This window comes from Actinokineospora globicatena (assembly GCF_024171945.1).
GTDB classification, from domain to species: domain Bacteria; phylum Actinomycetota; class Actinomycetes; order Mycobacteriales; family Pseudonocardiaceae; genus Actinokineospora; species Actinokineospora globicatena.
Genome location: NZ_JAMTCR010000002.1, coordinates 307,137 through 330,215, shown reverse-complemented (window position 1 = coordinate 330,215; position 23,079 = coordinate 307,137). Strand labels below are relative to the sequence as shown.

Genomic DNA, 23,079 nt, shown 5'->3' with positions numbered 1-23,079 from the left:
GGCGAAGTACGCCAACAAGGCCTCCGACGTCGGCCGCCGCGCCGACAACGTGCCCACCCGGGCCCCGGACGCGCCGCACGCGCGCAAACCCGACGGACCGCCGAGCAAGGCACCGGACGGCCCGGGCGCCAAGATGGGCAAGGGCCCCGACGGGATGCCGGTCAAGGCCAAGGCGGGCAAGGCCCCGGACGTCCCGGTGCCCGCCAAGGCGGTGCCCGACCCGCGCAAGCTCGCCGCCGAGGCAGCCGCCCGCCGCGCCGCCGCCGCGCGCGCCGCGTTCCAGGCCGCCGTCGCCAGGACGGCGAAGGCCAAGGCCGTCGTCGCCCAGGTCGTGAAGTCCAACCCGCTGCCCGCGATGAAGGCCGCGCTCAAGCCGCGCGTCGCCAACCTCAAGAGCATCGTGTCGTCGGTCCCGAACGCCCCGGCCCGCATCGTGCAGACGGTGGTCACCAACGTCCAGGACCTCAACAAGGTCTACGACCAGATCAAGACCGCCATGCTCGGCGTCGGCAAGGAGATCGTCGTCGAGGCCGCCCAGGCCCAGGTCGCCGAGACCCTGGCCACCGCGGGTGTGCCCGCCGAGCTGCTCGACCTGGCAGGCGCGGCGGGCGGCGGCAAGCGCAAACCCGGCAACAAGGGCAAATCAGCGCGCGACGAGGCGACCTCCGGGGGCTCGTGCCGCGTCAACTCCAACAGCTTCGACGGCACCACCCCGGTGCTCCTGGCTGACGGGACCACCAAACCCATCAAGGACGTGGTCGTCGGCGACACCGTCCTGGCCACCGACCCCACCACCGGCGAAACCTCGGTCCAACCGGTCACCGACGTCCGCTCCCACAAAGCGGAACGCCTCCTCTACGAAATCACCATCACCGACGGCGGCACCCTCACCGCCACCGACGAACACCCCTTCTGGATCGACTCCCTCCAAAAGTGGATCCACGCCGAAGACCTCCACCCCGGCTACACCTTCCAAACCGCAGACCACCGCCCCACCACCATCACCACCGTCCGCCCCCTAACCCCCGACCGCCAGGTCTACAACCTCACCGTCGACACCCTCCACACCTACTACGTCGGCATCGGCACCACCGCAGTCCTCACGCACAACAACGACCTCAGTCGATGGGAAGGCCGCTATGACGATTGTGCGGTGAACGACGCGGCCTTCGATTTGGCGAATAGTGCGACGTATTGGACTCATATATCCAACAAGAAGAAGCCGGGTGTCGCAGAGGCCCTTCGGTTGCCTAGCGGTCTCATTATTACTGGCCTGAGTAATAAAGGTCCGTTGCCTGTCTTGCATCCAGACCTTGGGCCCAAGTTGGAGGAGATTGAGAAAACGGGAAAGATCGGCAACGGCCATGGCAAGTGTGGTTTGCTGAAATGCATAAGCCAAGCTTGGGATCAGGGGTTGGACATCAGGGGGTCTTCGGCGGCGGCGTGGACGATCACCCGCCCGGGATACGATCCCGGAAATCAACCGATCAAGGCGTGCGATACGTGTGAGCATCTCGTGGCCGAGTATGAGATTAGTTTCAAGACGCGGAGTGAGTGGTGACCAGGCTTTTGTGAATAGGTGGATGGCGACTGCAGGGGGCAAGCTGACTCCCTGGTCGTCGGGTCGATTCTCCGGATTGGCAATCCTAGCTCGCCGCCGTAGGTTTTGATCGACGTGGAGTGGTATGAAGAATCGCCGCGAAAGTTGATCGCTAGTACCATGCGGCAGGAGAACTCCTGATGTATGGTCCGACCGCTGGATGGTGTCGACAGAAAAGCTGTACGATGTCTTGCGGCCCAGGACTTGGCAGACATTCTCGGCGGCCCAGAATCGAGGAGCGAAGCAGTGGGCACAACCTTCCCCGATGACGTCGAGTCCGTTCTGCGCGCGGCAGGCTGGCACACCGGCCGTAAGGTCGACACGTCGCTGTGGCGGACTCAACTGGCGGCGTCCGGTGTGACGATGCACGAGGCCGCCGACCGATTCCTGGCGGAGTTCGGCAACCTGGCCTTCGGCGACCGGGGCGCGGGAATCACCGTGGCGCGCACGGCTTTTAATTTCGACCCCGCCGAAGGAATCGCCGATCTGCCGCGCCTCGTCGAGTGGGGCGAGGACCTGGGGGTCGTCCTGTGCCCCATCGGGACGATCGAAACGCCGGTCTACCACCTGGCGATGGACGCCGACGGTGAGTGCTACTTCATCACCTCCTGGGCAGGCCGATACGGCCCCTGGTCAGAGGCGATGGTCAAGTGGATCCGCGGAATCATCTACGAGGAGATCCCGGAAGAACCGGAGTGAGATCCACGGTGCTTCAAGCGTTCGGGGTGATCTTGAGGAGTTTGTCGTCTGTGCCGTTCGAGGTGGTGATGTAGAGGGAGCCGTCCGGGGCGGTTCGGGTGGCTCGGAGGCGGCCGTGGCCTTGGAGTTCGGCGGGGATGGTGGTGGAGGTGACGTCGCCGGTGGGGTTGAGGGTGAGGAAGAGGGCTTTGGCGCCTTTGAGGGCGGTGATGACGAGGGTGCCGTCCAGGGAGCCCCATTGCGGGCCGGTCAGGAAGGCGGCGGCGCAGATGGCTTCGGTGGTGTTGCCGGATTGCCACTTGGCGGGGACGGCGTCGGGGAAGCGGGTCAGGTCTGTCATGGGGACGCTCTCGTCGTAGCCGGGGACGGTTCCGCCCTGGGAGGGGTCCCAGCCGTAGTTGGCGCCTGGCTTCAAGAGGTTCACTTCGTCGTTCTTGTCCGGGCCGTGCTCGGCGACGAACACCTGGCCCCCAGCGCGCACGGCTACGCCCTGCACGTTCCGGTGGCCGTAGGTGTAAACCGGAGAGCCAGGGGTCGGGTTGTCCGGCAACGGTTGTCCTGTCTTCAGATCTATGCGCAAGACCTTCCCGCCAAGTGACCGCGGGTCTTGCGAAGCATCCCCGCGCGCGGTGTCGCCGGTGCCTACGAGCAGCGCGCCGTCCGCGGCGATGGTCGGCCTACACCCCGAGTGACGACCGCTAGCGGCTAGAGGCAGTCCGGTCAGTAGTTCGCGAACCCGAGTGGCCATGAGTTCGTCGTCTGTCAGCCGCCACGTCACCAGGCGGATGTCGACCGGTTCGCCGTTCTCCGTGTGCGTTTGGCAGGTGGTGAACTCGCGGCTGGTCGCGAAGTCCGGGTGCACGACCATCCCCATCAGGCCGCCTTCGCCGCGGACCTGCACCGTGTGGGTCGCCGCCTTGAGCCGGGTGACGGTCCCACCGCCGGAGATGAGGGCGAACTCGCCGTTGCGCTGGGTGACGAGGATCTTGCCGTCCGGTAGGAACCCGATGTCCCAGCCGTGGCTCAGGCCCGTCGCCACCGTCTCCACCCGTAACCCCGGCGCGCCCGACGGAGCGGGCCCGGCGGGTACGGACGCCCCGCTCGAACCGCAACCGCTGAGCACCAGCACGGCAGACAAGGCAACCAGGGGGGTACGGCGCATATGACCAGAATGCCCCATCCAGTCGAACCCAACCGATGGGAACATTCCCGGGCTACCGTGACCGGCGTGAGCGAGCACCTCATCCTGACCAGCGACGGCCCGGTCGCCACCCTCGTCATCGACCGGTCCGCCAAGAAGAACGCGATCAGCTACCAGATGTGGGCCGCCATCCCCGGCATCGCCGCCCGCGTCCGCGCCGACGACGACGTGCGCGTCCTCATCATCCGCGGCAGCGCCGACCTCTTCTCCGCGGGCGCCGACATCAGCGAGTTCACCAGCCTGCGCAAGGACCCCGCTGGCGCCCGCCGTTACGCCGACGCCATAGAGGCCGCGACCAAGGCTCTTACCGGCCTCAACAAGCCCACCATCGCCGCTGTAGAGGGGTTCTGCATCGGCGGCGGCTGCGAGCTGGCTCTAGCGTGCGACCTGCGGATCGCGGCTACCGACGCCAGGTTCGGGGTGACGCCGTCGAAGCTGGGCATCGTCTTCAACCTGCCGTCGACCAAGCAGCTCGTAGACGCTGTCGGGCCCGCTTGGGCCAAGCAGATCCTCTTCACCGGCGACATCATCGACGCCGATACTGCTCTCCGGATCGGGCTGGTCAACGAGTTGCACGCCGAACCCGCCAAGCGCGCGCTGGAACTGGCCACCACCATGGCGTCCCGGTCACAGGTGACGATCCGCGGTGCCAAGGACATCGTCGGCCGCATCGTCGACGGGCGATATGAAGAGGACGAGGAAGTGCACTTCATGTACTCCGCGTCCGTGAACAGCGCCGACTACGCAGAGGGTGTCTCCGCGTTCCTAGAGAAGCGACTCCCGCGCTTCTAGCTCCGAGAGCAGGTTCTTCCGCGCGACAGTCTCCCACCGCTCGCGAGCCAGCGGGGTCCGGTAGAGGTTGGGTAGGGCTAACAGGTTCCGAAGTACGGCAGCCCTACCAGCGCGGAAGGCCTCCTCCGGAACATGGCGGTACTCCTCGCGGACCGCGGCCACGTAGTCGTCGTACCCGTCCGACGCCAAGATGGCCAGGTCCGCGTCGCACAACACCTCGCCGTTGCGGTCACCGGGCGAAGTGCGGTGTCCAGCCGTAAGACGCACGAGACGTGCCACTTCCGCTACCGCAGCCGCATCCAGACCGGCGGCCGGTAGCTCTACCTCGGCCAACAGCGCGCTTTGTTCCTCGTCGTCCGGTCTGCCCTGGTACACGGCATCGTGGTACCAGGCCGCCAACCGCACCAGGTTAGCGCTATCTGCGTGCCCAGCCAGCAGGTCCACACCGGACAGCACCATCTCCAGGTGCGCCAGGTCGTGGTACCGCCGGTGCGGCTCCGACCAGCGGCCCACCAGGGACCGCCCCAACGCCTCGTCCAGTCCGAGCGAAGCCCACCGCGCCAGCGCCATAGCAGCACGTATACGGCGCGACGACTGTCGGTGGCAAGCCGTAGTCTGGGAGGTGGACCTCGGCCGGGCCCGCTCCCGGGACCGAGCACTCCCGCACGCCCGAGAGAGCTCCCGACGGCTCCCACCAGACACCCGCCGAGCCGCAAGCACCCCAGAACGACCGACACCCCAGTACCACCGGCACTCCAGCACTGACCCCGTCATCCAGCACTGACCCGCACTCCAGCACTGAAGGACACCCCGCTCGTGTCGAAGCTGCACGGCCTGCTGACCACCCTGCTCGCCGACCCCGCCGCCGTCGCCATCACCGACGCGGCCGGGGCACCGACCAAGACCCTGTCCGGCCCGGTCGCGGCCAGGCCGCTGGTGGTGGCCGCGCTGGCCGCCCGCGCGCCGGTGCTCGCGATCACCGCGACCGGCCGCGAGGCCGACGACCTGGTGGCCGTGCTCGGCGACCTGCTCGGCGGCGACGCGGTGGCGGACTTCCCCAGCTGGGAGACCCTGCCGCACGAGCGGCTCTCGCCGCGTGCGGACACCGTGGGTGCCCGGCTGGCCGTGCTGCGCAGGCTCGCTCACCCGGAAGACCACCCGGCCGGGCAGCTCAAGGTGGTCGTGGCCACTGTCCGCAGCCTGATCCAGCCGATGGCCCCCGGGTTGGGTGAACTGGCCCCGGTGCACCTCAAGACCGGCGTCGAGCAGGACTTCGACGCCGTCGTCGCCCGGCTCGCCGACCTCGCCTACGCCAGGGTCGACATGGTCGAGAAGCGCGGCGAGTTCGCGGTCCGCGGCGGCATCGTCGACCTGTTCCCGCCGACCGCCGTGCACCCGGTCCGGGTCGAGTTCTGGGGCGACGAGGTCAGCGAGATCCGCGCGTTCGCCGTCGCCGACCAGCGGTCGCTGCCCGGTGAGATCGCCGAGGTCACCGCGCCGCCGTGCCGGGAGCTGCTGCTCACCGCCGACGTGCGGGCCCGCGCGGCCGGGCTGGCCGGGGCGCACCAAGCCGACGCACACCTGCACGAGATGCTGGTCAAGCTGGCCGAGGGCATCCCCTCAGAGGGCATGGAGGCACTGATCCCGGCGCTGGTGCCCGGTCAGATGCAACTGCTCACCGACGTCGTCCCGGCGGGCACGCACGTGCTGCTCAACGACCCGGAGAAGATCCGCACCCGTGCGCACGACCTCGTCCGCACAGGGCAAGAGTTCCTAGAGGCCTCCTGGATGGCCGCGGCCGGTGGCGGTAAGGCCCCGATCGACCTGGGTGCCTCCGCTTACCGTGACCTGGGTGAGGTCGCCGCGCACGCCCGCGACAGCGATCACCCGTGGTGGACCCTCTCGCAGCTGACCACCCCCGACGAGGACTCGATCACGCTCGACGTGCGTCCCATCGAGGGCTACCGCGGTGAGATCGAACGAGCCTTCGCGGACTTGCGCGCACATACCGCTACCGGCGGCGCGGCCGTGTTGGTCGTACCTGGCGCCGGTACGGCTAAGCGCGCGGTCGAGCAGTTGGCCGACGCGGACGTGTCAGCCGTATTCGCGGAGGAAGGCCTATCGGAGCCCCCGCGCGCTGGGCTGGTCACCGTCGTATGCGGTGCCATCGAAGACGGGCTTATCGCGCCCGGGTCAAAGCTGGTCCTACTCACCGAGGCAGACCTAACCGGCGGTAGGCACGGCACGTCCACAAAGGACATGTCGACCAAGATGCCGTCGCGGCGCCGCAACGCGGTGGACCCGTTGGCGCTCAAGCCGGGCGACTACGTGGTGCACGAGCAGCACGGCATCGGCCGGTACGTGGAGATGGTCCAGCGCACCGTCGCGGGCGCCACCCGCGAGTACCTGGTCCTGGAGTACGGCAGCTCCAAGCGCGGCCAGCCGGGCGACCGGCTGTTCGTGCCGACCGACCAGCTCGACGAGATCTCCCGCTACGTCGGCGGCGAGCTGCCCACGCTCAACAAGCTCGGCGGCGCCGACTGGAAGAACACCAAGGCCAAGGCCAAGAAGGCGGTCAAGCAGATCGCCGCCGAGCTGGTGCAGCTCTACGCGGCCCGCCAGGCCGCCCCCGGGCACGCGTTCGGCCCGGACACCCCGTGGCAGCGGGAGCTGGAGGACGCGTTCCCGTTCACCGAGACCATCGACCAGCTCGCCGCCATCGACGAGGTCAAGGCCGACATGATGCGCGGCGTCCCGATGGACCGGGTCATCTGCGGCGACGTCGGCTACGGCAAGACCGAGATCGCGGTGCGCGCGGCCTTCAAGGCGGTGCAGGACGGCAAGCAGGTCGCGGTCTTGGTGCCGACGACGCTGCTGGCCCAGCAGCACCTCAACACCTTCGCGGGCCGCATGCACTCCTTCCCCGTCACCGTCCGCGGCCTGTCCCGGTTCACCGACGCGCAGGAGTCGGAGCGCACCGTCGAAGGTCTCGCCGACGGCTCGGTCGACATCGTCATCGGCACGCACCGCTTGCTGCAGACCGGCTTGCGCTACAAGGACCTCGGCCTGGTGATCGTCGACGAGGAGCAGCGCTTCGGCGTCGAGCACAAGGAGCACATCAAGGCGCTGCGCACCCACGTCGACGTGCTGACCATGTCCGCGACGCCGATCCCGCGCACCTTGGAGATGTCGCTGGCGGGCATCCGCGAGATGTCGACCATCCTCACCCCGCCCGAGGACCGGCACCCGATCCTGACCTACGTCGGCGGCTACGACGACAAGCAGGTCGCCGCCGCCATCCGCCGCGAGCTGCTGCGCGACGGCCAGGTGTTCTTCGTGCACAACCGGGTGTCCTCGATCGAGAAGGCCGCGCGCGCCCTGCGTGAGCTGGTCCCCGAGGCCAGGGTGGTCACCGCGCACGGCCAGATGAACGAGGACCGGCTGGAGAAGATCATCCAGGGGTTCTGGGAACGCGAGCACGACGTGCTGGTCTGCACCACGATCGTGGAGACCGGCCTGGACATCTCCAACGCCAACACCCTGATCGTCGAGCGCGGCGACATGCTCGGCCTCGCCCAGCTGCACCAGCTGCGCGGCCGGGTCGGGCGCGGCCGGGAACGCGGGTACGCCTACTTCCTGTACCCGCCGGAGTCGCCGCTCACCGAGCACGCGCACGACCGGCTCGCCACCATCGCGCAGAACACCGAACTCGGCGCGGGCATGGCGGTGGCCATGAAGGACCTGGAGATCCGCGGCGCGGGCAACATCCTGGGTGCCGAGCAGTCCGGCCACATCGCGGGCGTCGGGTTCGACCTGTACGTGCGCCTGGTGGGTGAGGCGGTCGAGGCGTTCCGCAAGCACGCGGGCGCCCCGGGTGCCGAGGACGAGGAGGACCTGGCCGAGGTGCGGGTCGACCTCCCCGTCGACGCCCACATCCCCCACGACTACGTCCCCGGCGAACGCCTGCGCCTCGAGGCCTACCGCAAACTGGCCGCCGCACCGGACGAAGCCGCCCTCGACTCCGTCCGCGAGGAACTCGTCGACCGCTACGGCGAGCCACCCGCGCCGGTCGTCAACCTGCTCGCGGTGGCCAGGTTCCGCCAGCAATGCCGAGCACACGGCGTAACCGAAGCCATCGCCCAGGGCAACTCAATCCGCTTCGCCCCCCTGCCCCTGCGCGACTCCCAACTAGTCCGCCTCAAGCGCCTACACCCCAAGGCCACGCACAAGGCGGTCACCAACACCGTTACCGTCCCCCGCCCCACCGAAGGCGCCGCAGGCGGCCGCCTCGGCGCCCCAGTCCTCCGCGACCGCGACCTCCTCGACTGGTGCGTCAAGTTCCTGGAGTCCCTGGAGGTCAAACCCGCCGTGGCAGGCGTGTGACGCCTCCACAATGGAGGTGACCCGTGGGGGTGGTCGCTGCGGTCATCGAGGTGGAGATCGCACGTGCCACCCCTGCGGCCAACTCCGCGGATCAACGAAGTCGACGACCAGCGGCCATCGCTCCCCTTGGCCGCAGGCCGGGCACTCGCGGTAGAACACGTGCTCGTTGATCCGCTCGACGTTCGCGGCCCACGGGGGCCCTTCCCCGGCTGCTGTGAACGCGACCGTGATGTGCGCACGACATCGCAGGCATCCGATGGAGATCGGGATAGCGGCCACACACGCGGCGAAGTCATCGGGACGCACTGTGTGGCTACGAACGCGGCTGTCCAGGTCTGCCAAGTCAGCGCCATCGGCCCAATGAAGCAGACCGTAGTGGAATCCGTACGACTTGGGCTTGTTGAGCCAGCCCGCGGGCCCGACCTTCCAGTCCGGCTTGCCGGGCCGCGACAAGATTCGCCGCACGTCGGGGTGGTTCGCGAAATATTGATCAGCGGCCATGACCTTCGGCGTGCAGTGAAACACTCGCGAGAAGTCGACTGCCGCACCCGCCGGGAAGTATGCGATCCGGACTCCGCCGACACGAACGGTAAGCCACTCCACAGCTACTCCAACCCCGATATCTCCGCTGAACTGTTGCAACCGGATTCTAGTGGCGCCTCACGACGGTGGAGCGGCGCTACGAAGGCCTCGGGTTGAAGACTGACACTGGGTCGCCCTGGATTAGGCGGGCTATTGCGTCGCGTTCGTAGCCTAGGTTCGTGTGTCCTCGGCCCCAGTCCATGTACACCTCGCCTTCGTCACTCATGACCAGGATGGCGTGGCCTTGGACGTGGCCTATGGGGTAGACCTGGTTCACGCCGAGGCGTTCTGCGGTTCTCACCGCGCTGGCGGCCCTCCGCCATATCGCGAGCGGTGCGATGGTGAACCCGATGCAGCCCTTAAGAATCCCCGGCCCGTGGTCATCGACCTCGAGGTCACCGAACTCGGCGAGGAACCGGCGCGTCGGTTCGAACGTGGGATCGCCGATGGTGAACCCCCCGGCGCCGAGTTCGGCCTCCCACCGTGCGGTGTCAACAGCGCGGTCAGGTGTCCAGCCCACCGCCCGCAACACCTCGAAGGTCTGCGGCGCCCACACATACGACTCACGCACGTTTGACCACCTTCCTGGTGTGACAACGATAGGTCGAAACATCACGGACCCCACTCTGGCTCTTCTGGGATCTCCACGTAGTTGATGCCGCGGATCCACTTGACCACGGCCTCTGGCCAGGGGCCATACCGGCCCGCCCAGGAGGAGATGAAGTAGCAGTCGCCGTCGGCGTCCATCGCCAGGTGGTGGACTGGTGGTTCGATCATCCCGATAGGACACAGGTCGACACCCAGGTGCTCACCCCATTCGACGAGTCGCGGCAGATCGGCAATGCCGCGAGCTGGGTCGAAATTGAATGGCGCGACCTCGAGTCCCACACCTCGGTAGTCAAAGGTCAGGTTGCCGAACTCTGCTAGAAATCGGTCAGCGGCCTCGTGCATTTTCACGCCCTCCGCCGCCAGTTGGGACCGCCACGGCGAGGTGTCGACCTCGCGGCCGGCGTGCCAGCCCGCCGCGAGCAGGACGGACTCGACGTCGTCGGGGAAGGTTGTGCCCACTGCTTCGCTCCTCGATTCTGGGGCGCCGGGAATGTTTACCGAGACCTGCGCCGCAAGGAGATCATGTGGTGTCCTCAGTCGGCACCGGTTTTGTCGCCCTGAGGTGCGGCGACAGGTGTCGGCTAGGGGGACGGCCGGCGACTAAGCGGCGTTGATGGGGTGGACCGGGGGGTGGGCGGTAACACGGGTCCGGTGGCTGGCGACTCCCCTGGCGAGCGGCCTGGAAAGGGCGGCTGAGCAGGGGAGGAACGGCCATGGCTGGCGAGTTCTCGATCAGTCCGGACGAGGCGCGTCAGGCCGTGGCGCACTGCATGGCGCAGATCGACCGGTTGGATGTGCTCGTTGCCGCCGCGACGGTGCACGAGTACATCGATTACGGGGATTGCGCGCTCGGGCACGCCATGGGGTTCAAGTTCGCCGACAAGGCCGCCGCGTACCACGGGTTCGACCACCGGGTGGCGCAGGTGCGGGCCGAGTTGTGGGACATGGCGGAGAAGTTCCGCGCGATCGCCGACGGCTACGCGCAGGCCGACCTGGACAGCATGCGGTGGATCGGTGGCGGCCGGTGACCGAGGAGCCCGCGAGAGCCCCTGGGTACGGCCAGTTCCCCGAGTACGGCCAGTTCGTCGGTTTCGACTCGCCCCGGTTGCTGGAGCGGGACAACTGGTGGGTGTGGGACCACCACGACCTCAAGCGCATGGTCCACAAGATCGACCCGGGTCGGATCGACGCGACCGCGCACGCGTGGCAGGGCCTCGGCGCCAAGCTCGTCGAGTCCTTCGAGGACTTCAGCGCGAACTTGTCGAAGATCGTTGGTGTCAGCTGGAAGGGCGAGGCCGCCGAGCGCGCCAGTGCCACCGTGAACCCGTACCGCACGTGGGCCGCGGACATGCGTGCCTCGATCGACGGCACCGCGGGCAAACTCCACGAGGTAGCCCAAGCGGTCCGCGACACCCAGGCACATCTACCTGAGCCGGTTGACTTCAACTGGCGCCGCAACATGATGGCCGCCATGGCGGGTGCCGCGTTCGGTGGCGGATATGGCCCTCTGGCATCGGCAAGTGCAGCTGCCGCTGGCATCTACGACATGCGGCAGCAGTTCAACGAACGCGAGGCCGCACTTGCCCGTGCGCGCCAGGTGATGCTCACGTACTACACGGTCCCTTATGTCACCGTGGACAACAGCGTGCCCGCGTTCCCGTCGCCACCGGGCACCCGCACCGGCGAGAACCCGCAAGAATCTTCCAGCGTCTACCGGTCGACACCGACCGACTACCGTCCGCAGTGGACGTACGACCACCGGCGACCCGTGCTCGCGGCGCCATCAGGTCACGCCGACTACCCCGCCCCGTCGAGATACCCGTCCGATTACCTCCCGCCGTCGACGCACCACGCGACCGTGTCATCCGGTGTTGTGCCATCACCCGTTGTCCCGGCGAGCAGCGTGCCGCCGAATGCCGTATCGCCGAACGTGTTGCTGGCAACACCAACGGCGCCAACGGTTCCGGGGTCGACCACGCCATCCGCCGCACTCGCTGGTGGGGCTGTTTCCGCAGGTGGGGGCTGGGCATACCGCCCGCACACTGGTCCGAACGCGACCGCTGGGACCGGCGCCCGCGACGGCAGTCAACGGTCGGGGACGGTGCCACCAGGGCAGTTCGGCCCTACCGGATCGCGCGCGTCGACGACAATGTCCGCTACGGCGCCCCGCCCCGGCTCGGCGGGACTGCCCGCGCCGATGGGTGCGCACGGCTCCTCCTCCGGGGATGAGGACACCGAGCACCGCAACCGGTACCTGACGGAGATCGACAAGGACGAGGTGTTCGGCGCAGGCCTGCGGGCGGCGCCGCCCGTGATCGGGGAGCAGCAGTGACCCTGACGACCCAGCTCGGCTGGACGCTCACCCCGGAGGAGTTCGGTCACATCTGGGACCGGCTCGGCATGGACGTCTTCCCGTACCCGCTGCAGGTGGCCCGCGCGGGCATCACCCAGCGCGAGCAGGCCGAGGTCAACGAGCGGGTGCGGGCCAGGCTGCGCACCGCCAACATCCTCGGCCGCGGCGACCGGGTCGACCCCGAGCTCGACGCCAGCCTGCGCATGCTGCACGCCCCGGAGATCTCCGTCGACTCGGTGTGGATGGCCGAGGACGGCTCCGACTCCCCGCACCGGGTGCTCGCCGCGCGGGTCGGCAGGCGCGCCGCCATCGCCACCCAGGAACCGGGCCCGAGCGAGCACGCGGGCGGCGACGTCCTCGTCCGCGACGTCGGGATCACCGCGCTGGTCTCCGCCGTCGTCGCCGAGCTGCCCGCGGACCGGGCGGGCAGGGTCCCCGGTGGCCAGTGGCCCGCCGAGCAGGCCGAGCAGGTGCCGGTGCTGACCGAGCTGCTCGCCGCCCGCAGGCTGCGCGCGGGGCAACTCGGCGTGACCACGCACGGCGAGCGCGGTCCGTCGCTGTTCTGGTTCGACGTCGCCGACGACGGCCGCTACGCGCTGATGCGCACGGTGCGTGCCGACGGCCGCCAGTGGGTCGCCCTGGCCCCTGCGGACGCCGCCCTGCTCCGCGACCAGCTCGCGCACCTGCTGCGCGGCAGCGGCGCCGCTCACGGCGTGTAACACGGTCGGGTACTCGTCGCCGCGCCAGGGCCGTTGTGAGAGGCTTGACCACTGTGACCACCGTCATCCGCCGCCGCACCCCCCTCGTCGCGTCGCTCCTCGCGATCGGACTGGTGCTCGGCGCCTGCGCGAGCGGGCCAAGCCAGGTGAACGCCGCCGCGATCGTGGGCGGCAAGACCATCGGCGTCAACGAGGTCCAGGACCTCGTCACGAAGGCGACGCAGGCCGAGCCCGCCGTGCGCGTGCTCGCCGACCAGCGCAAGCTCAACCTGCTGTCCCGGGCCCTGCTGCGCCAGCTCGTGCTGCACGAGCTGATCGCGGACTACTCGGTCAAGCAGCAGATCACCGCAGAGCCCGCCGCCGTCACCCAGCTCGCCGAGCAGATCACCGGCTCGTTCAAGGAGTTCCCGGCCGACGGCAGCGCGTCCCCGGAGGCCATCGTCCAGCAGGCGGTGAACCGCACCTTCCCGGCCGACTACCTGGCCCGCGACTTCCTGCTGCTGGCCCAGTTCGGCCAGGCGCAGATGGACAAGCTCTCGGTCACCTTCGACTTCACCCTGGTCGCCGCCGCCGGTGAGCAGGGCCAGACCGGCTCGCTGCGCCAGCAGGCGCTGGACAAGGCCAACCAGCTGGCCAAGGGCCTCGACGAGGCCAAGAAGGTCATCGACGCCGACGTCGCCGCCGGTGCCCAGGCCGCCAAGGGCGAGACCCTCACCCCGGCGTCCGCCCCGGACATCGCGGGCACGGTCATCTTCGGCGCCCCGGCCAACTCGGTGATCGCCTTCCAGCCGAACCCGGAGAACGCCAACTGGGTGGTCGCGGTGATCCACAAGCGCGCCCAGGACGGCAAGCCCACCGCGGAGGCCCAGGAGGACGCCAGGGCCGCGACCTCGCTTGGCCGCAGGCTCCTGCAGTCCACCGGCAACGACCTCGGCATCACCATCAGCCCCCGCTACGGCGTGTGGGACGTGGCCGACATGAACATCGCGGCCAGCGAGTCCGAGACCCTCGGAGTGGTGCTGCCGATCAAGAACACGCCCCAGCAGTGACCCAGCAGCCGGGCACCGCCGTGGTGGTACTGACCGCCACGACGGTGCCCGTGTCCGCACTCCCGCTCCTGCGCACCGCGTCGCACGTCTACACCCACGGCGGCGTCGACCCCGCCCTCGGTGACGGCCCCGTGCCTCCCGAGGTCCCCGCCGGATCCGTCATCCTCACCGATGACCCCGCGTTCACCCTCACGGGCGCCCCGACCCACCGGACCCCCGGCGCCGCCCTGATCCGCGCCGCCCAGGTCATGGACACCCTCCGCTCCCCAGGCGGCTGCCCCTGGGACGCCGACCAGACCCACGAGTCCCTCCGCCAGTACCTGGTCGAAGAGGCCTACGAACTCCTCGACGCCATCGACGACGGCGACCGCCCCGCCCTCCGCGAAGAACTGGGGGACGTGCTGCTGCAGGTCCTGTTCCACGCGCGGGTCGCCTCTGACGACACGGCCGACCCGTTCGACATCGACGACGTGGCCACGGCGCTGGTGGACAAGCTGGTGTCGCGGCACCCGCACGTGTTCGCTGACGGGCCCGCGGTGTGGGACGCGGAGACCCAGCAGGGGCGCTGGGATGAGCTGAAGCAGCAGGAGAAGCAGCGCGACTCGAGCGTTGACGGGGTCGCTATGGGGCAGCCCGCGCTTGCCTTGGCGGCGAAGCTGGTGCACCGGGCGGGGAAGGCTGGGTTCCCGGCTGACCTCGTGCCCGAGGGGGAGTCGGTGGGGGAGCGGTTGTTCGCCCTGGCCGCGCGGGCTCGGGTGGACGGGCGGGACCCGGAACATGATCTGCGGGAAGTCGCTCGGGGGTTCGCGGACAGGGTGCGTTCTGCGGAGAAGTCGGTGAAGGCTGCTGGGGTGGAGTTGACGGCGGAGGCTTGGCGGGCGCACTGGCCTGCTTGAGTGGGGTTGTCCACGATGGCTGGGTTGGTCCGCATGGCCGGGTTGGTCCACGTGGCTGGGGTGTTCGCGTGGTTGGGGTGTCCGCGGTGGCTGGGTGTTCACGTGGCCGGGTGGGCTCCACATGGCTGGGTTATCCACAATGGCCTGGGTGGTCCACAGGGGTGGGTTTCAGCCTCTCTGGGCTTGCGTGCCCTTGGGTAGGCTGTGTATTCGGGGGTCTTTGGGGCGGGTTGATCTTGGGGCAGTGCGTTGAGCTGGGGGAAGTCCGGGTGTCGTGCCTCCGCTGCGCTGCGGTAGACGCCTCGGCTGCGCCATCGAACAGGCGCGAGAATGCGAAGAGCTCGATGGGGCGAACTTGTTTTGTGCGGGGCCCCGAGACCACCCGTGGCAGGACCGCAAAGCAGGGGCCGAAAAGCATGGCCCTGTCCGCGCAACGACGCTGCGGGTGGTCCTCCCCCACACAAAACAAGTCCACCCCATCGAGCCGGCCTGGCACCAGCGGCTTGAGGGAGCGGTGGTGGGCCAACGTCGTCGGCGGGCGTTTTGGGGCAACGTTGTCGGCGGGCATGTGAGGGCCAACGTTGTGGCGGGGGTGTGGGGCCAACGTCGTCGGCGGGGGGTGCGCGCGGGGCCAACGTTGTCGGGGGGCGTGGGGGTTGGTGAGGGGCGGGGGAAGTGGGTTTGTGGTGGGGAAGTGGCTGACAGCGGTGGGTGTTGTGGCGGGGGTGGGTGGGCGCTACGGCAGTCGGTGGATGGGGTGGGGCTAGGCGGTGAAAGTGGCACCGTGGGCGGGCGAGTGTGGCTAACTTGGCAGGGTGACCGACGCCTACCTGAGATTTCCCCACCTGCACGCGGACCTGATCACCTTCGTCGCCGAGGACGATGTGTGGTTGGCGCCGGTCGACGGCGGCCGGGCGTGGCGCTTGTCGGCTGACCAGGTTCCGGTGACCAACCCGCGGTTCTCGCCGGACGGGGCGGCGATCGCCTGGAGCAGTACCCGGGATGTGGAGCCGGAGGTGCTCGTCGCGCCGGTCGGGGGTGGGGCCAGTGACCGGTTGACGTTCTGGGGGGACGTGAACACCGCGGTCGTCGGGTGGACCGGGGACGGGCGGGTGGCGGCGAAGTCCTCGACCGGGCGGGCGTCCATCCGGGCGACCTGGGCGTACGCGGTGCCGCTCGACGGGGCGCCAGCCGAGCGGCTGCCGTACGGGCCGCTCGCGTCGTTGAGCCTGGCCCCCGACGGTGGTGTCGTGCTGGGCACGCCGATCTCCCGCGAGCCGGCCTGGTGGAAGCGCTACCGCGGCGGGACCATCGGCAAGGTGTGGGTCGACCGGGCGGGGACCGGCGGCTTCGAGCGCATTCTGTCCGATGTGGACGGTCATATCGTCTGCCCGCTGTGGGTCGGCGGCCGGATCGCGTTCCTGTCCGACCACGAGGGCGTCGGCAACGTCTACTCGTGCGAACCGGACGGGACGGACGTCCGCAAGCACAGCGACCACAGCGGTTTCTACGCCCGCAACGCCAGCACCGACGGCACCCGGGTCGTCTACCACCGCGCGGGGGAGATCTGGCTGCTCGACGGCCTGGACGCGGAGCCGAGGCTGGTCGACGTCAAGCTCGGTGGCCCGCGCGGGTCGCGGCAGGTGTACCCGGTGAACGTGGGCCGCAACATCGGCTGGGCGGGTCCGGACCGCACCGGGCGGGCCAGCGCGGTCGAGGTCCGCGGCACCGTGCACTGGGTGACCCACCGGGACGGTCCGGTGCGGGCGCTCTCCGTCGAACCCGGGGTCCGCGCCCGGTTGCCGCAGGTGCTCGGCACGACCGGCCAGGCCGTGTGGGTGACCGACGCCGACGGTGAGGACGCGCTGGAGTTCGGGCCGGTCGACGGCCGTGAGCCCGGGGTCAACCCGCGCCGGGTCGCCACCGGTGAGCTGGGCCGGGTGCTGGAACTGGCCGCGTCCCCGGACGGCAGGCGGGTCGCGGTGGTGTCGCACGACGGGCGGTTGCTGCTGGTCGACACCGACGACGGTGAGGTCCGGGAGATCATCAAGGCGACCGAGGCCGACCCGTCCGGGCTCACCTTCTCGCCCGACTCGGCCTGGCTGGCCTGGTCGCACCCGGGGCCGGACCCGTTGCGGCACATCAAGATGGTGAACACGACCAGCCTCACCGTGGTCGACGTGACCCCGCTGCGGTTCGTCGACTCCGACCCGGCGTTCACCCTCGACGGCAAGCACCTGGCGTTCCTGTCCTCGCGCAGCTTCGACCCGATCTACGACGTGCACGTGTTCGACGTGTCCTTCGCCAACGGCTCCCGGCCCTACCTGGCGCCGCTGGCCGCGCTGACCCCGTCGCCGTTCGCCCCGGTCCGCGAGGGGCGGGCCTTCGGCGGCGCCGAGGACAAGGCCGACAAGGACACCGACTCCGACGACCGCACCCCGCGCACCGCCGTCGACCTGGAGGGCATCACCGACCGCGTGGTGGCGTTCCCGGTCCCGGCGGCCCGCTACTCGCGGCTGATCGCGGTCAAGGGTGGCGTCGCCTGGCTGCGCGACCCGCTCACCGGCTCGCTCGGCGACGACCTCGACGACTCCGGCGCCGCCGCGCCCCGGTCCGTGCTGGAGCGCTACGACCTGGCCAAGCTCAAGGCCGACATCCTGGTCGACGGCCTGGACGCGGTGTGGCCAAGCGGCGACGGCAGCCGCATCGTGGTGCGCGACGGCCGGTCCCTGCGGGTGCTGCCCGCCGACCGCAAGGCCGACAACGACGACCACTCCGAGGACAACATCACCGTCAACCTCAGCCGGGTCCGGGTCCGGGTCGACCCGGCGGCGGAGTGGCGGCAGTCGTTCGACGAGTCCGGCAGGCTCATGCGCGACCACTTCTGGCGCGCGGACATGAACGCCGTCGACTGGGCGGGCGTGCTCGGCACCTACCGGCCGCTGGTCGACGCGATCGGCTCGCACGACGACCTCGTCGACCTGCTCTGGGAGGTCAACGGCGAACTGGGCACCTCGCACGCCTACGTCACCCCGGTCCGCGGGTACGGCGACTCCCGGCGCAGGCTCGGCCTGCTCGGCGCCGACCTCGACCGCGACGGCGACGGGGTGTGGCGGATCAGCGCGATCGTGCCCGGCGAGACCTCCGACCCCCGGGCCAGGTCCCCGCTGCGCGCCCCCGGCGTCGGGGTCCGCGACGGCGACGCGATCGTGGCCGTGGACGGCATCCCGGTCGACCCGCTGCGCGGACCGGCCACGCTGCTGGTCGGCACCGCGGGCAACCCGGTCGAGCTGACCGTGGAGCCCAAGGGCGGCGGCGCGACCCGGCGCGTGGTGGTGGTGCCGCTGCTCGACGACATGCCGCTGCGCTACCAGGCCTGGGTCAACGACCGGCGCGCCCACGTGCACGCCGCGACCGACGGCAAGATCGGCTACCTGCACGTGCCGGACATGGTCGCCAACGGCTGGGCGCAGTTCCACCGGGACCTGCGGCTGGAGATGCGCCGCGGCGGGGTCGTCGTCGACCTGCGGGAGAACCGCGGCGGGCACCTGTCGCAGCTGATCGTGGAGAAGCTGAGCCGCCGCATCGTCGGCTGGGTCCGCGCGCGCGACGGCTACTACGAGGAGACCTACCCGGTCGACGCCCCGCGCGGGCCGGTGGTGGCCGTGGCCAACGAGTTCTCCGGCTCCGACGGCGACATCGTCAACGCCGCGATCAAGGCGCTGGGCATCGGGCCGGTCGTGGGCACCCGCACCTGGGGCGGCGTGGTCGGCGTGGACATGCGGTACCGGCTGGTCGACGGCACCCTGGTCACCCAGCCGCGCTACGCCACCTGGATGGAGGGCACCGGCTGGGGCATGGAGAACCACGGCGTCGACCCGGACGTCGAGGTGGTGATGACCCCGCAGGACCACGTGGCCGGGCGGGACCCGCAGCTCGACGCCGCCATCGAGATCGCCATGGAGCGGCTGGCCGCCAAGCCCGCCGCGACGCCACCGGCCATCCCACCGCTGCGGTAGGGACGGGCAGGATGAGGATCATGGACTTCGACACCGCTGCCATGATCCGGGCGAACGAGGCGAACTGGGACGCCCGCACCCCGATCCACCTGGCGTCCGGCTTCTACGACGTGGCCGGGCGCGACCCCCGCGCCTGGTTCGCCGAGTTCGAGTGGTCCGACCTCGGCGAGCTGGCGGGCAAGGACCTGGTGCACCTGCAGTGCCACATCGGCGCGGAGACCATCGCGTTCCCGCCGTTGGGCGCCCGGGTCGTCGGGCTGGACATCTCGGCGGAGTCGGTGCGCGCCGCGACCGCGTTGGCCGAGTCCAAGGGGGTCGCGGTCGAGTACGTGAAGTCCGACGTGCACACGGCCGTCGAGACCCTGGGCGCGTCCCGGTTCGACGTGGTCTACACCGGCAAGGGTGCACTCTGCTACGTGCCTGACCTGGACATCTGGGCCGGTCAGGTCGCCGGCTTGCTCCGGCCCGGCGGCCAGCTCTACCTGGTCGAGTTCCACCCGCTGCTCAACGCCCTGAGCCCGGTCCCACCCCCGGACGGCAGCGAAGAACTCCTGCTGCGCCACGACTACCTGAGCGGCCGCGGCGCCATCGAGCGGGACGGCACCCGCACGTACACCGACGGGCCCGAGCTGCCGGACGCGCGCGTGTCGTTCGAGTGGCAACACGGCATCGGGGAGGTGGTGACGGCACTGGTCGGGGCCGGGCTGCGGATCACCCGACTGCGGGAGACGGAGCAACTGCCGTGGCCACGCTGGTCGACCATGACGACCGCGGGGGGTTGGTTCACGCTGCCCGAGTCCGCGCCCCGGATCCCGTTGATCTACGCCCTCCAAGCCGTGAAGCCATAACCACCAACCGGTCCGGCCATGCGGCGCGGGGGTGGGGGCGTAGCTATTTCGGGTGGAGTTGCTGCTGGTCAGCGAGGGTTTGGCGGGTGCAGAGGACGGAGGGCGCGGTCGAGCACTGCTGGTGAGCACGTAGCCTGGATTTCGTGGCCGCCTCTCCGACACCCCAGCCGACCACGCTGTCCATCCCGCTGGAACCGGCCCCGGGGCCTCGGCGGCGCCGGGGTGTTCGGGTGGTGGCGCGGCTCGCGCTGGTCGCGTTCCTGGTGGCGTTGGCCGCGGGGACGGTGATCCTGCTCGACGGTGGTGAGGAGCAGCCGCCGCCGCAGCGGTTCGCGGTGGTGGAGGTGCCGGTCCGGCGGGGTGAGGTGCCGCCGCACGCTGAGCCGGTGCCGACCGACGACGTGGCCGGGTGGGCCAGCCGGGTGTCCGCGGCGACCGACATCCCGCGGCGCACGTTGCTCGCGTACGCCACGGCCGAGACCGCGACCCGCCAGCGCCTGCCCCAGTGCAACCTCACCTGGGTCACCCTGGCGGGCGTCGGCCGCGTCGAGTCGCACCACGGCCGCTACGGCGGCACCCGCGTCGGCGACGACGGCAAGCTCTCCAAGCCCATCATCGGCGTCCCCCTCGACGGCTCCCCCGGCGTCCAGGCCATCCCCGACACCGACGACGGCACCCTCGACGGCGACCCCCAGTGGGACCGCGCCGTCGGCTCCATGCAGTTCCTCCCCACCACCTGGTCCCGCTTCGGCCTCCGCGCCGCCCCCGACGGCGCCCGCCCGGACCCCCAGAACGTCGACGACTCAGCCCTCACCGCCGCCAACTACCTCTGCACCTCCGGCGGCGACCTGGCCACCGGCCCCGGCTGGTGGAAAGCCGTCCTCACCTACAACGAATCCACCCGCTACGCCCAATCCGTCTACAGCGGAGCAGCCGCCTACGCCCGCAAAGCCGCCGAACTGGCCTGACCCCCCTCACCGCTGCCCTTTGGTCGCGGTTGTTCACATGGGCCCCAGCCATCCACAGCACCAACTCGACGCTTCGACCGACCCACTCACCCTTGGTAAGCTGTATATCGGGGGCTGCTCGCTCGCGGCCAACCCGCCCGCGCCCCACCAAGTCCCTACCCCCAGTCCCGCCCACCACTGACGACTGGCAAAGCCTTCCCTCGCATTGCCCCACACACCCGCCCCCGACGTCGGCCCCGACACACCCGCCGACGATGTTGGCCGCCCACCGCTCCCTCAAGCCGCTGGTGCCAGGCCGGCTCGATGGGGTGGACTTGTTTTGTGTGGGGGAGGACCACCCGCAGCGTCGTTGCGCGGACAGGGCCATGCTTTTCGGCCCCTGCTTTGCGGTCCTGCCACGGGTGGTCTCGGGGCCCCGCGCAAAACAAGTTCGCCCCATCGAGCTCTGCTCGAAACTCGCGTCAATCCGATGGCGCAGCCGAGGCGTCTACCGCGGCGAAGCGAAGGCCCGAGACCCGGACTTCCCCAGCTCAAAGCCCCGCCAACCACGGCCTGCAAGATCAACCCGCCCAACGAAGCCCCCGATGTACAGCTTACCGAAGCCCGCCGAAAACCGGGCCAGCCAAATAGCTGCTTGTGGACAACCAACCGCTCTGTGGACAACTATCGGCACAGTGCTGCACCCGATTTTGGGTACCAGGCGAGGGATATTGGGCTGGTGGTGGGGGAGGTGCGGGTGATCTATGCACAGGCCTCGCCGAACTGGGGGATGCGGCCAGGTCCTGGAGACGCGCCGATCCCCGGTGGGGGGAGTATCGCGTTTGTGTTGGCCGCACAAGAGAAGTCCTTAATAGACTTTACTTCGTCCGTTGTGGACTATGAGTTCGGCGACGACACCTCGGCCGGAGCGCATTGGCGCATCACGCCCGCCGGGTGGGGGCCGTGGAACACGACAGCTGTTGTCTCGGAACAGAAAGTGCCGCTGGCGGCAAGCGTCAACGACCCGCGAACGCAGCCGGGCGCATCCGAAACGCCGGGCGCGATCATCGCCGCGCCGGGCAGTGGTGTCGTCGGTGTGGTCGGCGCCGACGGCAGGCTCAACACTGATCTGGCCGCGCTGGCCGAAGAGGGGGAGATCAGCGCCAACATCTCCGGTATCCCCGGCACGCTGACCACCACCGACGGCATGACCTGGTTCGACCCCATCGGCCCGGGAGAACTGGCCGACGGCAACCGGCTCATCTTCACCCGCCCCGGCGTGGTCCTCACCGTCGGCCGCGTTCACCGACAAGGTGACCGCTGGATGGTGACCCGGGCCGCCACGACGAGGCGGACGTTGTGGCGATCCTCCGCTGACTAAGCGCAGTCGCCGGAGGGCCAGTGGGGGGTCAGGAGTTCCAGTGCCTCGTCGCCGAAGGGGTTGGTTCCTGGGCCCTTGGCCAGGGAGTGCGCCACCAGGGCGTGGAGGCACTTGACCCGGCCGGGCATTCCGCCTGCGGTGACCTGCGTTCCCAAGTCCCCCAAAGCGTTCCGCTCGTCCAAATAGGACTGGTGGGCCCGCAGGTACCAAGCGGCCAGGTCTGCGTCGTCGGCGAGACGGTCGGTCATCTCGCGCATCACGCCGGTCGTCTCGACGGTGCTGATGGCGGCGGCGAGCCGGGAGCAGGTCAAGTAGTACAGCGTGGGGAACGGTGTGCCGTCCTCCAGGCGCGGGTTGGTCTGGATGACCGCCGGGTGGCCGCTGGGGCAGCGGGCGGCGATGGCGCGGATGGCGCGCGGTTGCCTGCCCAGGTGCGCGGTGATGGTGGCGACGTCGGCCTCGGTCGCGGGTGTGAGGGTCACCGGCGGGCTCCGGTGACCGAGTCCCACAGGCCCTCGTACCAGGCCTGCTGCGGGATCGGTCGGCCGTGCTGGCCGGCACCGGGGGCGGTGACCGGGTCGCTGGGCAGTTCCACCATGTACGGGGTCTCTCCTGGCATCACGTAGCGCAGTCTCTCGCGGGCCTGCGCGCGGATCTGCTCCGGGTCCGACAGCCGCTCCTTGCGCGCGTTGAGCTCGGCGACCTGGGCCTCGAGTTCGGCGTGGCGCTGCTCGAGCACCTCGATGTCCGAGCGCTGCGACAGGTAGTTGCGCAGCGGCACCGCCACGCTCAGCGCCAGGGCGCACACGACGGTGGCGACCACGGCGGCGCGGCGGGTGGTGGCGAGCCCGAGGATGCCCTTGCGGGTGCGCCTCGGTTTGGCCGGGGACGGCTGCTCCCTGGCGGGGGTGGCGGTGGTCGGGCGCGTGCGCCGCACGCGTGCCGGTCTGCGGGCGACGGGGTCGCGCCGACCCCGGCCTCGTTCGGTTCCGCGCCCGACC

Annotated in this window: 20 protein-coding genes; 13 read left to right on the top strand and 7 right to left on the bottom strand. The window is 69.8% G+C overall.

Annotated features, from left to right (window positions below; translation table 11 throughout):
• Positions 1–49: 49 nt before the first annotated feature.
• Both LV79_RS01570 and LV79_RS01565 read left to right on the top strand, forming a co-directional pair.
• On the top strand, positions 50–1,561 hold the full coding sequence (locus tag LV79_RS01570; protein WP_253831397.1) for a Hint domain-containing protein: 1,512 nt from the start codon (positions 50–52) through the stop codon (positions 1,559–1,561).
• Between the two features lie 285 nt (positions 1,562–1,846).
• The gene (locus LV79_RS01565; protein WP_253831396.1) at positions 1,847–2,299 is read left to right on the top strand and encodes an SUKH-3 domain-containing protein; all 453 of its coding nucleotides are present in this window, start codon (positions 1,847–1,849) and stop codon (positions 2,297–2,299) included.
• Between the two features lie 13 nt (positions 2,300–2,312).
• Here the strand turns inward: LV79_RS01565 and LV79_RS01560 are convergent, their stop codons facing one another.
• Positions 2,313–3,461 carry a PQQ-dependent sugar dehydrogenase gene (locus tag LV79_RS01560; protein ID WP_253831395.1) on the bottom strand — a complete coding sequence of 383 codons (1,149 nt, stop codon included), beginning with the start codon at positions 3,459–3,461 and terminating at the stop codon, positions 2,313–2,315.
• A gap of 66 nt (positions 3,462–3,527) precedes the next feature.
• Between LV79_RS01560 and LV79_RS01555 the strand changes: the two genes are divergently transcribed.
• Entirely contained in the window at positions 3,528–4,292 is a 765-nt protein-coding gene (locus tag LV79_RS01555) for an enoyl-CoA hydratase/isomerase family protein (RefSeq protein ID WP_253831394.1), read from the top strand.
• Here LV79_RS01555 and LV79_RS01550 read toward each other — a convergent pair.
• Positions 4,266–4,862 carry an HD domain-containing protein gene (locus LV79_RS01550; protein WP_253831393.1) on the bottom strand — a complete coding sequence of 199 codons (597 nt, stop codon included), beginning with the start codon at positions 4,860–4,862 and terminating at the stop codon, positions 4,266–4,268. The genes LV79_RS01555 and LV79_RS01550 overlap by 27 nt on opposite strands.
• Before the next feature lie 255 nt (positions 4,863–5,117).
• On the opposite strand from LV79_RS01550, the gene mfd reads away from it, so the two are divergent.
• A complete protein-coding gene (gene mfd / locus LV79_RS01545; protein ID WP_253835663.1) occupies positions 5,118–8,675 on the top strand; it encodes a transcription-repair coupling factor in 3,558 nt (1,185 codons plus the stop codon).
• Between the two features lie 42 nt (positions 8,676–8,717).
• Here mfd and LV79_RS34900 read toward each other — a convergent pair whose 3' ends face one another.
• The 3 genes from LV79_RS34900 to LV79_RS01535 all read right to left on the bottom strand — a co-directional run bounded on the left by LV79_RS34900 (position 8,718) and on the right by LV79_RS01535 (position 10,325).
• Positions 8,718–9,176, bottom strand: a complete 459-nt coding sequence (locus LV79_RS34900) for a hypothetical protein (protein ID WP_490240425.1) — start codon at positions 9,174–9,176, stop codon at positions 8,718–8,720.
• A gap of 178 nt (positions 9,177–9,354) precedes the next feature.
• On the bottom strand, positions 9,355–9,828 hold the full coding sequence (locus LV79_RS01540; protein WP_253831392.1) for an SUKH-3 domain-containing protein: 474 nt from the start codon (positions 9,826–9,828) through the stop codon (positions 9,355–9,357).
• A 41-nt stretch (positions 9,829–9,869) separates the two neighbouring features.
• Positions 9,870–10,325, bottom strand: coding sequence for an SUKH-3 domain-containing protein (locus tag LV79_RS01535; protein WP_253831391.1), 456 nt, complete (start codon positions 10,323–10,325; stop codon positions 9,870–9,872).
• Between the two features lie 254 nt (positions 10,326–10,579).
• Between LV79_RS01535 and LV79_RS01530 the strand changes: the two genes are divergently transcribed.
• From LV79_RS01530 to LV79_RS01490, 9 genes are all read left to right on the top strand, one after another.
• Positions 10,580–10,894 (top strand): hypothetical protein, encoded by a 315-nt coding sequence (locus tag LV79_RS01530; RefSeq protein ID WP_253831390.1) that lies wholly within the window; start codon positions 10,580–10,582, stop codon positions 10,892–10,894.
• A complete protein-coding gene (locus LV79_RS01525) occupies positions 10,891–12,198 on the top strand; it encodes a PPE domain-containing protein (RefSeq protein ID WP_253831389.1) in 1,308 nt (435 codons plus the stop codon). The genes LV79_RS01530 and LV79_RS01525 overlap by 4 nt, the downstream gene beginning before the upstream one ends.
• A complete protein-coding gene (locus LV79_RS01520) occupies positions 12,195–12,938 on the top strand; it encodes an ESX secretion-associated protein EspG (protein ID WP_253831388.1) in 744 nt (247 codons plus the stop codon). The genes LV79_RS01525 and LV79_RS01520 overlap by 4 nt, the downstream gene beginning before the upstream one ends.
• 53 nt (positions 12,939–12,991) lie before the next feature.
• Positions 12,992–13,987 carry a hypothetical protein gene (locus LV79_RS01515; RefSeq protein ID WP_253831387.1) on the top strand — a complete coding sequence of 332 codons (996 nt, stop codon included), beginning with the start codon at positions 12,992–12,994 and terminating at the stop codon, positions 13,985–13,987.
• The gene (locus LV79_RS01510; RefSeq protein WP_253831386.1) at positions 13,984–14,883 is read left to right on the top strand and encodes a nucleoside triphosphate pyrophosphohydrolase; all 900 of its coding nucleotides are present in this window, start codon (positions 13,984–13,986) and stop codon (positions 14,881–14,883) included. Before LV79_RS01515 ends, LV79_RS01510 begins: the two co-directional genes overlap by 4 nt.
• 815 nt (positions 14,884–15,698) lie before the next feature.
• Positions 15,699–18,902: a S41 family peptidase gene (locus LV79_RS01505; protein ID WP_253831385.1), complete on the top strand. Its 3,204-nt coding sequence runs from the start codon at positions 15,699–15,701 to the stop codon at positions 18,900–18,902.
• Positions 18,903–18,913: 11 nt separating this feature from the next.
• Positions 18,914–19,750, top strand: coding sequence for a class I SAM-dependent methyltransferase (locus tag LV79_RS01500; RefSeq protein ID WP_253831384.1), 837 nt, complete (start codon positions 18,914–18,916; stop codon positions 19,748–19,750).
• Positions 19,751–19,893: 143 nt separating this feature from the next.
• Positions 19,894–20,718 carry a lytic transglycosylase domain-containing protein gene (locus LV79_RS01495; protein ID WP_253831383.1) on the top strand — a complete coding sequence of 275 codons (825 nt, stop codon included), beginning with the start codon at positions 19,894–19,896 and terminating at the stop codon, positions 20,716–20,718.
• A 655-nt stretch (positions 20,719–21,373) separates the two neighbouring features.
• Entirely contained in the window at positions 21,374–22,078 is a 705-nt protein-coding gene (locus tag LV79_RS01490) for a hypothetical protein (RefSeq protein ID WP_253831382.1), read from the top strand.
• Here LV79_RS01490 and LV79_RS01485 read toward each other — a convergent pair.
• Entirely contained in the window at positions 22,075–22,560 is a 486-nt protein-coding gene (locus LV79_RS01485; RefSeq protein ID WP_253831381.1) for a DUF501 domain-containing protein, read from the bottom strand. The two genes, LV79_RS01490 and LV79_RS01485, sit on opposite strands and share 4 nt — an antisense overlap.
• The gene (locus LV79_RS01480) at positions 22,557–23,015 is read right to left on the bottom strand and encodes an FtsB family cell division protein (protein WP_253831380.1); all 459 of its coding nucleotides are present in this window, start codon (positions 23,013–23,015) and stop codon (positions 22,557–22,559) included. The genes LV79_RS01485 and LV79_RS01480 overlap by 4 nt, the downstream gene beginning before the upstream one ends.
• Positions 23,016–23,079 lie beyond the last annotated feature (64 nt).

Coding starts and splice junctions, on each gene's coding strand:
- LV79_RS01560 (WP_253831395.1), bottom strand. CDS start 3,461: ATGCGCCGTACCCCCCTGGTTGCCTTGTCTGCCGTGCTGGTGCTCAGC.
- LV79_RS34900 (WP_490240425.1), bottom strand. CDS start 9,176: ATGGCCGCTGATCAATATTTCGCGAACCACCCCGACGTGCGGCGAATC.
- LV79_RS01530 (WP_253831390.1), top strand. CDS start 10,580: ATGGCTGGCGAGTTCTCGATCAGTCCGGACGAGGCGCGTCAGGCCGTG.
- LV79_RS01550 (WP_253831393.1), bottom strand. CDS start 4,862: ATGGCGCTGGCGCGGTGGGCTTCGCTCGGACTGGACGAGGCGTTGGGG.
- LV79_RS01500 (WP_253831384.1), top strand. CDS start 18,914: ATGAGGATCATGGACTTCGACACCGCTGCCATGATCCGGGCGAACGAG.